Origin of the sequence: Nostoc edaphicum CCNP1411 (genome assembly GCF_014023275.1) — a bacterium.
In the GTDB taxonomy this organism is placed as follows: Bacteria; Cyanobacteriota; Cyanobacteriia; order Cyanobacteriales; family Nostocaceae; genus Nostoc; species Nostoc edaphicum_A.
Genome location: NZ_CP054698.1, coordinates 3,188,445 through 3,203,995 on the forward strand (window position 1 = coordinate 3,188,445; position 15,551 = coordinate 3,203,995).

Sequence of the window (15,551 nt, forward strand, 5' to 3'; positions counted from 1 at the left end):
AACGTGTGTATGACAACGATGCTGATGAGCGCTCGGATCTAGGAGACATAAAATCTATGAGCTACATGCATTCAGCCAATTGTGTTAGGGTTTGACGGGTTAAAAACGAGAAATTTCTGCCTCGTATAGACAATTATGAGGGATTGCAGATTAACCAAGAAATATCTCGTTGCCAAAGGCTTAGTTTCAGTTTGATTTCAATTGCGATTGATTATTTGTCTTACCTTGTGCCGACAAGCAAGTAGCTCTTGATTGTGTATATCGGCAATAACGAAGAGTTTGGTAGGACTTAGATTTTGGAGGATAAAACCAATGGAGATTCAAGGTAAAGTTGCCCTAATTACAGGGGCTTCTCGTGGTATTGGACGAGCGATCGCTCTCGAACTAGCGCAACAAGGCATCAAGCGGCTGATATTGGTGGCACGCGATCGCCAAAAATTAGTTGAGGTAGCCGACGAAATCGAGGCGATGGGAACAGAAACTGCGATCGTGGCATTAGATTTGACGCAGACAATTGAAGTAAATATCGCTGTTGCCCAACTATGGCGCAATTACGGACAGATTCACCTGCTGGTTAATTGTGCGGGAGTCGCATATCAAAGCTCGTTTTTACAATCTAAAATGCCCCAAGTTCAAGAAGAACTCTCTGTGAACTTGTTAGGAATGTACAACCTAACTAGTTTGATTGCTAGACGCATGGCCAGCCAAAGACAAGGGACAATTGTCAATGTATCGAGCCTGATGGGGAAAGTGGCGGCACCAACGATGGCGACATACTCAGCAACCAAGTTTGCCATCTTAGGATTTACCCAAGCCTTGCGCCAAGAATTAGCTGAACACAATATTCGCGTCATTGCATTACTACCTTCGCTGACAGACACAGACATGGTGCGCGACTTAAAATTATTTCGCTGGGTGATCCCCATGACTCCCCAGCAAGTGGCTAAAGCACTCGTCAACGGAATGCAAAATGATTCAGCAGAAATTTTAGTCGGATGGCAAAGTCATTTAGCTGTATTGTGTCAGCGCGTTTCCCCTTGGTTGCTAGAGCTAATTTTACGAATAGCAACTCCGCCAGCACCAACAAGACAACGATCTATGGAAAAACTTATCCCTTCGCGTAGCGTCTCGTAGAGAAGGGGAGACGCCGAGGGCGATCGCTTCAGTAGTGCTGAGTGCTGAGTGTCCAGTAGTACCCCATAGTTAAAAGTCCGAAATCTTCAGTTCTTTGGCTTTATTCTTGTGCAACAAAGTAAGGCTCACAGTGCCAAGAAATGCTAATAAGCTGAAAGTAGAACTAGATTCAGGAACAGACTTGGAATTCTCAATTTTGATAACTTGTCCAAGTCCTGGGCGATCGCCTCGGTTTGCCACGTAGATAGCACCATCAGCACCAATAGTCAAAGCAGTAGGAGACTCTAATCCATTGCCACTAAGAATAGTTGTGCGAGTTCCATCAGTCGCTATTTTAATCACAGCACCATCTAGATTACCTTTCCAGAGTGACTGATTAGCGTACTGCAAAGCATATAAATTACCCTCAGCATCAAAATCTAAGTCAGTAAGTTGGGTAAAGCCATCGGTATAAACTGTTGGTTGACCATCAGCACCAATTCGATAGATTTTTGCTTCACCTTCTGGAAAAGGAAAACCAGTTAATTCGCTAATATAATAAGCGCCATCTGGGCCTTTAGCGATATTTGTCGGTACTGCTTGGATTTCAAATGGCGATGATGATGGGCCAGAGGGAAAAATTGGATTATTTAATATCTGTCGGGGAATTGTGGCGATCGCCTTTAAATTACTGCCATCAGTTCCTACGCTGAGTAACTCATTAGCGCCAGTATCAACTGCAACAATCTTATTTCCATCTAAAAGAAGAGAGAAGGGATTGCTAATTAGATCGCCTTGATCTGGATTATTTGCAAGTTCATAATTAGCTAAATCAGCAATACTAGTCCACGAATTTGTATTGAAATTAGCAGTGATGATTTTTCCTAAGTCAGTGTTACCTAATGCAGCCCGAAATGTGGGATTTGAACCATACCCAATTGCAATATAAGGCTTGCCAGTAGCATCAAATTTGATATCTTGAGGTCCAGAAGTATCAGTACCATCTGGTAATGCTAAAGAAGGAAGTCCTGTAAGTATACGTTCTTGCGTACCATTTCCAATTTTGGTGACTGCACCAGTTGTGCCATAGCATAAAGATTGGTTGGCAACGCTCGGTGAAGGAACACAAGCTCCACTGCCGCCTGTTCCTGCTTCGGTGACGTAGAGACTCCCATCATTACCAAAACTTAGACCGCGTGGATTATTAAGACCATCGGCAATTACCGAAAATGATGCCGCATCTGCTGCTTTGATCCCCGAAAAAGCAGCAATACAAAGACTCAAAAATGTGATTCCAAATTGTTTTAGTTTCATTAGACTCCTCCTAAAATTAAATTTGCGTAAAGCATAGAATAGAAAATTTTATCTTGACAAATAATAATATTTAATGTTTATAGTTTCTATGGATTTTAGAGAATGCCTAAAAAGTTTTTTTGTATACATCTAACCCTTGAGATCCCCCTAAATCCCCCTTAAAAAGGGGGACTTTAAGAGCTTTTTGCCCCCCTTTTTAAGGGGGGTTGGGGGGATCAAAAGGCCTGTGGCGCAACTCTAAAAGACTTGAGTGTACACCATAGCTTTTTTAAGGAGGGTTAGGGGGGATCAAGAAATTATTTGATACTTCTCAGACATCCTCTTACAGCTTATTTAAAAGAGGGAAACAGATTCAAACCCAGAAACCTAGATGAAATGTAAATTTATTAATTTCGAGTTGTATCATACCATTTCCAAAAATCTTTGCAACATAATGAATCGGCTGTAGGAGCGTACAGATGTACACTACTAGCAACAAAATTAAATAGGATTACTGTAGATTTCTAACGCTTTTTATACAAGTGCGATCTCAAAACTGTTGAACTACATAGATTTTGCAGGACTACAAGGCGATCGCAGTTTGCATCAATAAATAAAGTTGCAGATCAGAAATTGCTGTGCGATCGCATAATTAGACATACCTTGTTTCGGAGCAAACAGAAATGCTTTCTTTCCCCACAACTCTGACTCCTTTGCCCGAAATCATTGATGGCTTACCGAATATTTCTGGTTGGGAAACAGAGGTTCTCTCTGTAGTTAACCAAGATCAACCAGTATTTTTACCAACAACAAATATCTGTTTAGAAGACGTAAATGCTGTGTTTGCGATCGCCTTGCACATGCACCAGCCAACTATACCTGCTGGAAATGGCGGTACACTGATCAGCAATCTGCAATATATGTTTGAACATCCCCATGAAGGGGATAACCACAATGCAGATCCTTTTGCCCATTGTTACAGCCGCATGGGTGACTTGATCCCCGAACTTGTAAATCAAGGTTGCAATCCCCGTGTGATGTTGGATTACTCTGGTAATCTGCTGTGGGGACTGCGGCAAATGGGACGCGGTGATGTTCTGGATAACCTTAAACGGATTACTTGCGATCGCACCTATCAACCTTATGTAGAGTGGTTGGGTACAATGTGGGGTCATGCAGTTATTCCTTCCACACCCATAGCAGATATTAAATTACATATCGTTGCATGGCAACATCACTTTGCGGCAATTTTTGGCTGGGAAGCACTAGCGCGAGTCAAAGGATTTTCGCCCCCAGAAATGCACCTACCAAATCACCCTGATGCTCTCTTTGAATTTGTGAAAGCGCTGAAAGAATGTGGATATCGCTGGCTACTTGTTCAAGAACATTCTGTAGAAACTCTTACTGGTCAATCTCTGACTCATAAACATTTACCACATCGTCTAATTGCCCGTAATTCTCAAGGCGAAACAATTAGTATTACAGCCTTAATTAAAACCCAAGGTTCGGATACTAAATTAGTTGCTCAGATGCAGCCTTATTATGAAGCTAAAACATTATCAAAACAACAAATTGGCAGTGTATTTGTACCACCAATAGTTAGCCAAATTGGTGATGGTGAAAATGGCGGCGTGATGATGAATGAATTTCCTAGCGCTTTTAAACAAGCTTGGGGAGATATGGTAAATAATGGGGGAGGAAAATCAGGTTTTGTTGGGGTGTGTGGTACAGAATATTTAGAATTAATCGAAGCTGCTGGATGCAAACCTGAAGATTATCCAACTTGTCAACCAGTGGGACAACATCAGATTTGGGAGCGAGTTTCACCAGAGAATATTCAACCGCAAGCTGTAGAGAATGCCATTCAAGAATTGAAGCAAACAAACTCTAATTTTCATCTGGATGGAGCTTCGTGGACGAATCATATCAGTTGGGTCAAAGGATATGAAAATGTGTTGTCTCCCATGTACCAATTAAGCAGTTTATTTCATCAAAAGTTTGATCCCTTACAACAAATTGACTCAGCAGAACCTGTAACCAGACAATCTCATTATCGTAATGTTCTTCTACATAACCTGTTGTTGCAAACCAGTTGTTTTCGTTATTGGGGACAAGGTGCTTGGACTGATCACGCGCGGGAAATTTACCAACGTGGCGAAAGTTTATTGCAGATGAATTGAATTGGAGGCTGGAACGCATATCAATTCTTAAGACTTGATCCTTCTTAAAAATTATCGATTCTTAAGACTTGATCCTTCTTAAAAATTAGTGACACAACCCCCTTTTTAAGGGGGTTGTGTCACTAATACATTGCATATTACAGTAAATGAAGTACACCCTTCCCCTGTTCAGGGGCTACGGTGAATTACCCCCCTTAATCCCCCCTTGCAAAGGGGGGAAAAAAGAAATCTAGTTCCCTCCCCTTTGCAAGGGGAGGGTTAGGGTGGGGTATTTTTTTACCTCACCAACTCGTAATCTGCTGTAGTTTATAAATAGGCAATAAAATGAAAAATATTTATGACATTTTAGCAATGATTAGAACAAGACCAGGAATGTATTTAGGACAGCGTTCCTTAACTGCATTAAGAAGCTTTATTGATGGCTATTTTTTTGCTATAGGGCAAAATGGGATATTAATTGAAGAAGAGAATCCTCCCTTTAGTCAGTTGAACAACTGGGTAGCTCGATATTATAAACGGTATGGATCAACAGCAGGATGGAAAAATATTATTCTCCGAGAAGTTGGAGACGAAGCAAAAGCATGTGATGTATTCTTTGAACTACTTGAATTATTTAAGCAACGGTTTCCTGTACTTAAGTATCGTGTTTTCTTAAATCCAAACCACAAATCTACCGGAGCTATATATCGACGTATATGTATAGATGGGATATACAAAGACTTAGATCCACCTAAAGAAATTAGAATTGTTCAATATACAACAGATTCTGGCTTTTACCGTTTCGATGTATCCCAAGCCGGAGAAATTACAGAAATTGGCTATTTTGAGACAGAAAATTTAGTGATGGAAGAAGTTAAGAAAGAGTTTGAAGTTTCTTTAGATGAGTGGGAAAACTTAAATACTATCTAAGGATCTTAAACTTATAATAAGAATAACTTCAACACCTTCAACACACTCTCATGCTGATTTCATAATCAGTATTTGAGGAATTGTTTCTTTCAAAAAACTGTTATATGTGAGTCATTTTTCTAAATATATCTTCTTACACCAGAGGTAACAATATTTCAAATTTTGTACCGATACCAGTCTGTGAATGAAAATTCAATTTACCACCATGTCTCACAGTAATAATTCGATAACTTACCGTTAAACTAGTATTTTTACCATTCTTTGTTTCAAGAGAAAAAGAATCCGTAATTTGCTGTTGTAATTCTTGAGACATTCCAGAGCCATTGTCAGCAATACGAATTAAAACCCAGCGAGAATCTGGTGCATTTGGATTACTTGCTTCTTGTGAAATAACTTCTGTGGTAATCTCAATTCGGGGTTTTTGAACAGTCTTTGTCTCATCTAAATGCAACTGCTGTCGCACTGCTTCATTGAGTAAAGTATCCACAACTTCACTTAAAATATTCAACAAAACCTGGTTTAGCTGCCCCATAAAGCAATACACTGGCGGTAATTGCCCGTAGTATTTGACGATTTCAATTTCTCCTTGAATCCGGCTATTTATTAATAGAATGATACTATCTATACAGGCATGTAAATCTACTGGTTTAGGATATAGTTCATCTATATGACAGAAGTTTTGTAGACTGGTGACGAGTTTCTTTAATCTTTCTGCTCCCGTGCGGATACTCGCAAGCGATCGCGACAAATCTTGTTCTAAAAAATCAAATTCAATTTCTTCTTTGATCTGATTAATTGCCTGAGAAACTGATGGTAACTCTTGATCGTAAGCTGCTATCAGTTTGAGTAAATCTTGGCTGTAGGTTGAAACATAAGTTATGTTCCCCCAAATAAAACCTACTGGGTCTAAAATTTCGTGCGCTACGCCGTCAACCAAACGCCCCAGATTTGCCATTTTATCATTTTGAATCAATTGGGCTTGGCTACGTTCATACCGCACTAGATTGTCGATTCCTCGAATTTGCCAAGAAATAATATTCAATTCTTGGACATCTAACAATCTATAAGCACCAGATTCGGTTTGTACTACAATTGGTTCTGCTAATAATTCTGGCGATCGCTTTAAGCTAAGTTGCATCGTAGTTAAAATCGATGTTGTATCCGTAACCAGCAACATCGGCGTTCGCGCATAGCTGTAGAGAACGGCTAATGGTTGCTGAACAAATAACTCTTGTCCGAATGGGCGAATTAAAAATTCCAGCAGTCGCCGCCGGGAAATCATTCCAATGAATTGTCCCTGTTCTACCAAAATTACTCCTGGTAACAGAGGATATTTTTCCAAAACACTAGCCACTTCCATACCAGTGTGGTTGATTTCCACCGTGAAGTTATACATTGGTAGCTCTTGGAGGGTTGAATCCAAACCAAGATCGCGATCGCTACCCTCAGACAAAAATGGCGGTGAGATTTGGTAACTGAATTCTTCTGGCACTAGACACCCTGATTTTTTCAAAGACAGGTAAACAATAAGTTAATATTTTACATTCTGCCACCCTCAAAATCCGGTTTTAGTTTGGGTATTTAGTAAGACTAGTGGTCTGTCAAGGTGAAAATCTTTCTCAGGTGACTGGAAGCAATTGGCGTGCGATTTCTGATTTGGGCGGAGAATATTTAGAGAGCGATCGCAAGCTAAACTTTTACCAGCAAATGAACGAGGACATTATCCCATTGTTTCTTTGGGTGTTGAATTAGGTTTATGGCAGGGAGTTTATCAGAATGTTGAATTACCCTGGCTGCGTTGGTGGAATTTACAAGGTAATTTGCTGTTGATTGGGGATGAAAGAGCAGAACAAGAACGCGAAAGGGCACAAGAAGAATGTGAAAGAGCAGAACGAGAACGTGAAAGAGCCGATCGCCTAGCTGCCCAATTGCGATCGCTCGGCGTTGAACCAGAAGCGTGATATTTTACTAGAAATTACGAATTACTAATTACTAATTAAAAAAGGGCTGGTGTAAAACAGTCATCTGTGGCTTAATTTGTTTAGACACAAATTTTACTGCTACCAGGGTAATCACGATGACAAATAAACCTCCTTCCGAACCGGAGTCATCCCAAAGAACTGCCCTTGGCTTTGATGAATTTATAGCCATTTTGGTTGCCTTCACCACTATCGGAGCAATTCTTTTTTGGTCGTTGTCCCGCAGGGATTCTAGCTTGGACTTAAACGGGCTGCTGTCGCCTTCCTCCACTCCGTCTTCTAGTGTTCAACCAAATCAAGTATTGCCTTCCCCTACTGCCAAGGTAGAACCAAATGCAGTGCCAAAAAACGTTCTACCCTATTCTCCATCTGAGCCGATTGTTGAACCCACGACACCTTCATTCCCAACTAATAGTGCAACTCCTTCTGGCGCAGTGTTGCCATCTAATCAGGTAATCCCAACTCAATCCCCACAACCACCTGTATCCTCTTCAACAGAAGTTGAGTCGGCGATTGTATCATCAGCATTGCCTTTAGTAACTCCGGCAAAACAAAAATCAATTATTCCGCCGCCAATTGCATTTAACGATGTGCCGACTGACTTTTGGGGTCGGCGTTTTATAGACGTTCTTTCTTCCCGTGGTATTCTCAAGGGGTTTCCTGATTATTCTTTTAGACCAAATCAGCCTGTAAACCGCGCCGAATTTGCTGCTATACTGCAAAAAGCTTTTGAGCAAAAACAGTCTAAGACTGCGATCGCATTTCAAGATGTACCAGCAAAATTCTGGGCAACTCCAGCCATTGACCAAGCCATCAGTGCCGGATTTCTCAAAGGCTACCCGAAACAATCCTTCAAGCCACAACAAAATATTTCACGAGTGCAAGTTTTAGTTGCCCTTGCCAGTGGGTTAAATCTGCAAGCACCCACTTCCCCAAATAAGATTTTAAGTGTCTATAAAGATGCTAAAGACATTCCAGCTTATGCTACTAGCAAAATAGCCGCTGCTACAACCAATGGTCTGGTAGTTAACTATCCAAATCCACAACTTCTTGCTCCCAACAAAGTAGCTAGTAGGGCTGAAGTGGCGGCGATGATTCATCAAGCTTTAGTAAAACAGGGCAAGTTGCAGGCAATTCCATCTCAAAATATTGTGCGTAGGAGTAATCCCCCGCAGCAGGCATCGCCCAAAATATCTCCAGAAGTTTTGCAGACTCCAAAACAGAACCCAAACGGTAAATTGTCTGCCGGAGGTTCGTCTCAACAATAATTCGTAATTCGTAATTAAACCAAGGGTTAGAGTCCCTGACTTATAAAGATCGTAGCGTTATTGATCGGGATTTAGAATATATCTATAACGTAATTACGAATTGTTAATGAACTTGTAGGGAATTTAGCGAGAAGTCTGATTGCCGACTTCCGGCGATCAGACTTCTGTGATTTGAAATTAGAGCGTACTCCCATACAGAAGCAAGCAGCTATGATTATCGCTTCTCTACGACACGCTCCCGCGTTCGTAGAGAAGCGATAATCAGATATTAAGCTTCTGGAATTTCTTTACCGACAACTTGTGATTTAAGAGTGGTGATTTCACTAGTTAACTCTTTCCTGGTTGAGGCTTTGAGTAAATAGCGGTAAACAAACCAGGCAGAGTAACCAATACCAATCAACTCAAAAGTAGGCGCTACCAAGGGTATATCATTCAAAGCATCTAATATTGCCAAGAGTACTTTAACCCCAACAATTGATCCCACAATTAAACCAACTGTTACCAGCGGTTGCTTATATTGATTAAAGAAGCTTCCCAGATATTCTGGCAATGTTGCTAAAAAGCTAGAAATTTGCTCACCGTATTTTAGCCATTCATCTTGAGACTGTGCGGGAGGCTGGATTTTGGTGATGGTTCCCGTTTGGTTGTTGATCTCTGCCACTGTAGTCTCTTTAGATGCGGTTTCCGTAAATTCTTGTTCTGGCATTTTCACTCCCATAAATTTGACAGTTGAGTTTTCTAATCTGGATAATTACAACCAAAAGGCTGTTGATTAGGTAATGCACAAGTGCATCATTACAATTGGGTGAAGGACACAAAAGGGTTTTAGTGTCCTATAACCATAATTGCCCCGTAATATCTACTGCATCAACTACAAGGTAGACAGTCAGTAGGAAGATAGAATTCAGAAGGCAGCAAGATGTATTATAATCAACCTTCTGAGTCTATTTTTTTGAATCAACTGGAATCCTCTGGTTGTGATTGTCCCATTCCGTGTCATTTGCTCATAATCGTACTAAATCTAAGTACAAATCATGCAAAAATCAGTCCACTTCTCATTTATATAAGCCTAGAAGCGGATTTTATCTGATATTAAAGCTATCTTAGACCGCGTTCGTCAATTAACCCATTCGTATTGATATTAATACGTAATAAAAATTTTTGTGTGTTCATACAGACTAGACTTTTAACTTATTTTATGATAAACGTGACTCAATACTGGGGGATGAGGGAGAAATAATCAATACCCCATGCCCAATGACCCATGCCCAACAAATGTCAAACCTTTTGTTTTTTTCCTGATTGTATTAATTTTATAAGGAAGCAGTAAGGTAGAGTAGTGGCGTACCTGATGGCAAAAACTAATTGCTATCAACCGCATATTGAGGAAAGTGTTGTGGTAAAGAGAAGATGCTCTCTGGCGGATCATTAGTGCAGAAAACTATTCATTGCTGCTGACAAAAGTGAATTCTGTACGCCTTCGTAAGTTTACTTAGGAGCATTGTTATTAAAAGCACTCATATAATATAAGGTTATGCTAATTATCTAATAAGCAATGATTTGCTCTTGCGATAAAAGAAGATAATGTAGATATTAATGACTAAATTGAAGTGTTTGTACAAGCTAGACTAATTTGGTGATTTTTGTGGGAAGGCAAGGAGGTTTGAGAAATGCCAACTCAAAAGCCAACCCCTATCGACAGCAGTTCAGAAAGCAAAAAAGTGCCAGCCGAAGAACCATCGACAGACGAACTCCCAACTATAGAATTTCCCTCACGAGGGAAACTCAAAGCTAGTTCTTGGCGCATCCATCAAAAAATTGGCTATGGTTACTTTGTAGCGATCGGAATTGGCTTTTTTGGCTCACTGACTGGGTTGGTGATCGCCAACTACTACCGGGGAAGGGAAGTCAGACAATTCAATCAAGCCTATGAACAAGGACAACTACTGAGTAATTATAAAGATGCAGTCATCGGGGCGCAATTACATAGCTCTAACCTAGTTGCTGTATTAGAAAATTCACAACAACTGCAAAGCAAAAAAGCTGATTTTCTGAAGAATGTTGAAAAAGCCAAGCAATTAGAGTCAAAAATTGGTGGATTTATTGACAGTAAACCGAAAAGACTAGCAGCAACAAGTTCGACTTTACAGACCTTATTGCTGGATTACCAGACTAATTTAAAAGCTTACGTTGACCAAATAGAGGTTGTCTTGCAGGAAATTGATTCTCAGCAAGTGCAGCCTGAGGAGATTTCCTCTGCCCGATCGCAGTTATTAACAATAATGCGTGGTGGAACAGCCATGCGGCTAGACCAGCTTTCGCAAAACTTGACTAACATCCTGCAAACTGCTGAAGATCAAGAGCAAGAAAGGCAAAAAGCCGTTGAGCAGGCGAAAATCGTTGAGCGATTCATCGTGATCATGAGTATGCTGGTTTCGGTAGCGATCGCAGCTATTGTAGCTTGGCGTACCAGTCGGGCGATCGCTGAACCAGTTATCACTGTCACCCAAGTAGCTGAACAAGTTGCAAGGAAACATAATTTTGATTTGCGAGCGCCCGTTACCACTGAAGATGAAATCGGCCTACTCGCCAAATCTCTAAATCGTCTAATTGAGCGGGTATCTGAGCGAACAAAAGAACTACAACAAGCTAAAGAATTAGCCGAAGCTGCAAGCAAAGCAAAAAGCATATTTCTGGCCAATGTCAGCCACGAATTACGCACACCATTAAATGCTGTCATTGGTTTGAGCCAACTTCTAGAAGACGATGCCACCGATCTTGGTTTATCGGGAGACTTTATCACAGACTTAGAAACAATTAACGCTGCTGGTAAGCATTTACTGCACTTGATTAACGAAATCCTCGACTTGTCAAAAATTGAAGCGGGGAAAATGACCCTATATCCTGAGACATTCGAGATTGGGACGCTGATTCATAACGTCGTCCTCACAGTCAAACCAGCTATAGAAAAAAATGCCAATGTTTTAGAAGTGGATTTTGATGAGCAACTTGGCACCATGTACGCTGATCAAACTAGGATGCGGCAGGTATTGTTAAACTTACTCAGCAACGCCAGTAAATTCACTACAAACGGCAAGGTGACGCTCACAGTCAAGAGAGAAAAAGATGAATTCCGACCGGAGGCTCCTTTGGGCAGCATTACTTTTACCGTTACCGACACAGGTATAGGTATGTCTCATCGTCAACAGCAGCAGTTATTTCAACCTTTTACACAAGGAGATACTTCGACTACGAAAAAGTATGGAGGAACGGGACTAGGGTTAGCAATTAGCCGTCACTTTTGCCAGATGATGGGTGGTGAAATTATTGTCAAAAGTCAGCCGGGAATTGGCTCTACTTTCACCATTCGTCTGCCAATGACTGTACAGGAATAAATTACCCAGATTTCTCACCACACCTCTCAAAGCCTGCTCAAGAGAAGGGGAGCAGGGGAGAAGTTGCAGTAAGTTTTCCCCTCTGCCCCTCTGCTCCATCAAACGCCTGAAGCTTGTGAGAAATGCGGGATTAGAGTGGAAGTGCGATCGCTAATCGAGAAAAATCTCTCACATCACGCTACTTAAATAACACTACAGCTTTTACAGCAATTTTCAGATAAACTGATTTTCTAGAGTATTAGGACTTACGCAAAACTACACGTGGTAGAGGCAATCCATAATTTCCCATACCGTAAAATTAGGATTTGGGCTATTGTTTGCGTAAGTCCTATAGCGTTTCTCGACAAGCGTGAAGTACAATTTTGACCTCACTTCCATTCCTCTCTCCTAAAAGGAGCTACGGTGTACACACAACACAAGTCAAATTACCCCCCTTAATCCCCCCTTTTTAAGGCTACCGTGTATACACAAGTCCATCCAGAGCGAGTTTCCAGCCGATAAAGATGGATTCAAATTGTCTTAAACCATGAACAAGGGTAGGCATTCCAGGAGGCCTACCAGAGGTATAACCAGACCATCCACCAAGTCGAGCAATGATCCAAGTAGCCCAGGGCAAACAACCCCGTGGATAAGGATTTTGTAATTTTTTGGTATCGCCTTCAACAGAAGATTGAAGTCCTAATAAGCATTGCTGCTGCTTTTGACAAAAGGTAAGCTCGGCAGAAAGTTGAGTATTATCGCGTCCCTCAACCATTTGTAAGGTTCGCACGGCTACGGACAAAGCAAGGATTGTTAGGCGTTGAATTGCAATACTAGACTCTAACTGAGTCGCTTCGATATTCAATCCAGCTTTTTTGAGAGTGGCAAAAAGTTGTTCAATCTTCCATCGCCATCCGTACCACTTAATGACTCGCAGTGCCTGTTCCAAGCAGACAACAACGTGAGTTGTCAGCAACCGCCAATGAATCGGTTCTTGTCCTGCGGGTGGTTGGACTTCCAGAGCTTCAACAGCAAAAAAGGGTAACACTAGGAGGATAGCCAAAAACGCCTAATTTATCGGGGCGTTGAATCTCAACTTGTCCACAACGAAACAATAAGCATTGCTTCTCTTGGCATTCGCTTTCGACGTGAGTCTGCGGGAACGTTAATTATATAAGTACCTTCACAAGGCTGCTGACTTAAGTAGTCGAATAGTGATTCAGACCGCCCTAACAATCGACGATCTTGGCAAGCTCTTATCAGTAAATGATTGTTTTTATTGGGTACAGTTGCAAATTCCTCAAATAAATCCGATTCGCGGTCGCCAATATGAGTTACCATTTTTGCTCCACCCACTTCAAAGCATCGCTTACTACTTTCTGCCGATGCTAACCATTTGTAAGATTCTTTCTCCTCAATTGGTAAATTTTGATAGTCACGAGTTATGTTTATCTGCATGGTTTATAGCTCGGCTCCACAGTTTTACTGTGCTTAACCCCAGTGGAAATCCACTCTCACCATCTAATACCAATGTTGGATGGATATAAAACCCGACATCTGTGTTATTGCCTACTACTCCTAATCCTGGCGGTGACAGCCTACCTGCATGAGACTGCAAGTTAATCTCGCTAGTATCGCTAATCGCTAATACGTGTCGTTTTGCCAGATGAAACTCGCAATCATCCGAAAGGCTACGTACTAGTTCTGATAGTGTTACGTTTTCATTCTCCAAAAACCGATAATAACCCATCTGTTCTGCCCAATTTCGACTTATTTGCCGGATATTTATCGATTGGTGCTTACGAATCGCCTCGTATAATGCTGCCCCCTTTTTATCAGCCTTGGGTCTCCAAATGCCGTTCCTGGTGTCGTCGAAGCGTGAATTAAGATTGGATTATCCATAGTTTTTGCTTCTCAAAAATCCTCTGCACCTACTTTACATCCGACTTGTGTATACACGGTAGCCTTGGCAAGGGGGGATTAAGGGGGGTAATTAGACTTGTGTATACACCGTAGCCTTGGCAAGGGGGGAAACAAGAAAAATCTAGTTCCCTCCCCTTGCAAAGGGGAGGGTTAGGGTGGGGTGAAACATTGGTTAGGGACTTTCAAGAAATAAATTATCCATTTTGTGGGGTGGGCAACATGAGCGCCCTAAATCTGGGACGGGTGGGGACACCCGTCCCACAAGAAAATTTGGGATGTTTTTTTATTTGGAAGTCCCTTAATTAGCGATTTCATATTTGTGTGTACACCATAGCTCCTTTTAGGAGAGAGGCTTTGATATTATTGTGTTATTTATGTTTTTGGTAGTCTACAGGTCTTTCTAGAGCTTGTTCCGTTTCAGCAACACTCTGTAGAGTTTCAATTATGTCTGACGCAATTATTCAATCTGAATTATTGGATCACAAAGCTAATCACGAGCAAAAACTCTGCCAGATTCTCACTGTACAAGAATTAAGTGTTCTAAACGATCGCTCCAACAGCAAAGGGCTAGTTCAACTGGCTTTTCATCTCACTATTATGGGTTGCAGTGGCTACTTGTGGGCAACAAACTTTGGTAATTGGTCGGTGGCTATACCAGCACTGTTAATCTACGGCTTCAGTCTGGCTTCGATGTTTGCATCAATGCACGAATGCGTTCACAGAACGGCTTTCGCTAACAATCGTTTGAATGATTCCGTGGCTTGGTTTTCCGGCTTGCTCTCATTTTACAACAGCACGTTTTTTCGTCGTTATCATAAATGGCATCACCGCTACACTCGCGTTCCTAACAAAGATCCAGAATTGACTGATCTCAAACCCAGCAACCTGGGCAAATACTTGTTGATAATTAGCGGTTTACCGTGGTGGTGGGGCAAGATAAGTGGGCATTTTCAGGTTGCAACTGGTCAATTTGACGATTTTCCATTTGTGTCAGAAGCAGCACGAGCCGAAGTTATTCGTTCTACACGTTGGCAATTAAGTATTTATGCTGGTGCTATCGTTCTCTCGATAGCATTTAATCAGCCTTGGTTTTTCCTGTATTGGCTGCTGCCGCTTCTTGTGGGCCAGCCGATTCTCCGTTTCATTCTGCTTGCAGAACATACAGGTTGCACTCTTGACGCCAATCTGCTTACAAACACGCGCACAACGCTAACTCTCTGGCCTGTGCGATTTTTCATGTGGAATATGCCATTTCACGCAGAGCATCATTTGTATGCATCAATTCCGTTCCACGCTTTACCAAAAGCACATCAGCTATTGAGCAAACACTTTACCCACATTGAACCTGGCTATCTGAAAGTCAACTGGGATATCATAACTAATTCGTAATTCGTAATGACGCTCTCTACGAGACGCTAAAAGCGTAGCTTGCTTCTCTGTAAGAGTACGCGGACTCGCTAACGCTGCGCTAACGTAATTCGTAATTAGGACACACAGAAAATGGCTGGCGTT

The 15,551-nt window shown here is 41.5% G+C and carries 10 protein-coding genes and 2 pseudogenes; 8 read left to right on the plus strand and 4 right to left on the minus strand.

Annotation, left to right across the window (positions count from 1 at the left end; translation table 11 throughout):
• Positions 1–312 precede the first annotated feature (312 nt).
• Positions 313–1,134 (plus strand): SDR family NAD(P)-dependent oxidoreductase, encoded by an 822-nt coding sequence (locus tag HUN01_RS15805; protein WP_181932068.1) that lies wholly within the window; start codon positions 313–315, stop codon positions 1,132–1,134.
• 69 nt (positions 1,135–1,203) lie between these two features.
• Here the strand turns inward: HUN01_RS15805 and HUN01_RS15810 are convergent, their stop codons facing one another.
• Positions 1,204–2,427 carry a ScyD/ScyE family protein gene (locus HUN01_RS15810; protein WP_181932069.1) on the minus strand — a complete coding sequence of 408 codons (1,224 nt, stop codon included), beginning with the start codon at positions 2,425–2,427 and terminating at the stop codon, positions 1,204–1,206.
• 662 nt (positions 2,428–3,089) lie between these two features.
• Between HUN01_RS15810 and HUN01_RS15815 the strand changes: the two genes are divergently transcribed.
• On the plus strand, positions 3,090–4,586 hold the full coding sequence (locus HUN01_RS15815) for a glycosyl hydrolase family 57 (RefSeq protein ID WP_181932070.1): 1,497 nt from the start codon (positions 3,090–3,092) through the stop codon (positions 4,584–4,586).
• 324 nt (positions 4,587–4,910) lie between these two features.
• Positions 4,911–5,495: a hypothetical protein gene (locus HUN01_RS15820; protein WP_181932071.1), complete on the plus strand. Its 585-nt coding sequence runs from the start codon at positions 4,911–4,913 to the stop codon at positions 5,493–5,495.
• A gap of 133 nt (positions 5,496–5,628) precedes the next feature.
• Here HUN01_RS15820 and HUN01_RS15825 read toward each other — a convergent pair whose 3' ends face one another.
• Positions 5,629–6,987: a sensor histidine kinase gene (locus tag HUN01_RS15825; protein WP_181932072.1), complete on the minus strand. Its 1,359-nt coding sequence runs from the start codon at positions 6,985–6,987 to the stop codon at positions 5,629–5,631.
• Between the two features lie 101 nt (positions 6,988–7,088).
• Between HUN01_RS15825 and HUN01_RS15830 the strand changes: the two genes are divergently transcribed.
• The 3 genes and pseudogenes from HUN01_RS15830 to HUN01_RS15840 all read left to right on the plus strand — a co-directional run bounded on the left by HUN01_RS15830 (position 7,089) and on the right by HUN01_RS15840 (position 8,742).
• Positions 7,089–7,247: a hypothetical protein gene (locus tag HUN01_RS15830; protein ID WP_181932073.1), complete on the plus strand. Its 159-nt coding sequence runs from the start codon at positions 7,089–7,091 to the stop codon at positions 7,245–7,247.
• Positions 7,181–7,456 (plus strand): annotated as a pseudogene (locus HUN01_RS15835) (Uma2 family endonuclease); the annotation flags it as partial. The gene HUN01_RS15830 and the pseudogene HUN01_RS15835, both read left to right, overlap by 67 nt.
• Before the next feature lie 116 nt (positions 7,457–7,572).
• Positions 7,573–8,742 (plus strand): S-layer homology domain-containing protein, encoded by a 1,170-nt coding sequence (locus tag HUN01_RS15840; RefSeq protein WP_181932074.1) that lies wholly within the window; start codon positions 7,573–7,575, stop codon positions 8,740–8,742.
• Between the two features lie 268 nt (positions 8,743–9,010).
• On the opposite strand, the gene HUN01_RS15845 is transcribed toward HUN01_RS15840, so the two are convergent.
• Positions 9,011–9,460, minus strand: coding sequence for a CAAD domain-containing protein (locus tag HUN01_RS15845; protein WP_181932075.1), 450 nt, complete (start codon positions 9,458–9,460; stop codon positions 9,011–9,013).
• A 952-nt stretch (positions 9,461–10,412) separates the two neighbouring features.
• On the opposite strand from HUN01_RS15845, the gene HUN01_RS15850 reads away from it, so the two are divergent.
• A complete protein-coding gene (locus HUN01_RS15850; protein WP_181932076.1) occupies positions 10,413–12,137 on the plus strand; it encodes a sensor histidine kinase in 1,725 nt (574 codons plus the stop codon).
• A 454-nt stretch (positions 12,138–12,591) separates the two neighbouring features.
• Here HUN01_RS15850 and HUN01_RS15855 read toward each other — a convergent pair.
• Positions 12,592–13,923 (minus strand): annotated as a pseudogene (locus HUN01_RS15855) (IS4 family transposase).
• Between the two features lie 560 nt (positions 13,924–14,483).
• Here HUN01_RS15855 and HUN01_RS15860 point away from each other — a divergent pair.
• Positions 14,484–15,428, plus strand: coding sequence for a fatty acid desaturase family protein (locus HUN01_RS15860; RefSeq protein ID WP_181932077.1), 945 nt, complete (start codon positions 14,484–14,486; stop codon positions 15,426–15,428).
• The last annotated feature ends 123 nt before the right edge of the window (positions 15,429–15,551 follow it).

Excerpts from the sequence above, each read along its gene's own strand:
- HUN01_RS15805 (WP_181932068.1), top strand. The coding sequence starts at position 313 with ATGGAGATTCAAGGTAAAGTTGCCCTAATTACAGGGGCTTCTCGTGGT.
- HUN01_RS15810 (WP_181932069.1), bottom strand. The coding sequence starts at position 2,427 with ATGAAACTAAAACAATTTGGAATCACATTTTTGAGTCTTTGTATTGCT.
- HUN01_RS15815 (WP_181932070.1), top strand. The coding sequence starts at position 3,090 with ATGCTTTCTTTCCCCACAACTCTGACTCCTTTGCCCGAAATCATTGAT.
- HUN01_RS15820 (WP_181932071.1), top strand. The coding sequence starts at position 4,911 with ATGAAAAATATTTATGACATTTTAGCAATGATTAGAACAAGACCAGGA.
- HUN01_RS15840 (WP_181932074.1), top strand. The coding sequence starts at position 7,573 with ATGACAAATAAACCTCCTTCCGAACCGGAGTCATCCCAAAGAACTGCC.
- HUN01_RS15845 (WP_181932075.1), bottom strand. The coding sequence starts at position 9,460 with ATGGGAGTGAAAATGCCAGAACAAGAATTTACGGAAACCGCATCTAAA.
- HUN01_RS15850 (WP_181932076.1), top strand. The coding sequence starts at position 10,413 with ATGCCAACTCAAAAGCCAACCCCTATCGACAGCAGTTCAGAAAGCAAA.
- HUN01_RS15860 (WP_181932077.1), top strand. The coding sequence starts at position 14,484 with ATGTCTGACGCAATTATTCAATCTGAATTATTGGATCACAAAGCTAAT.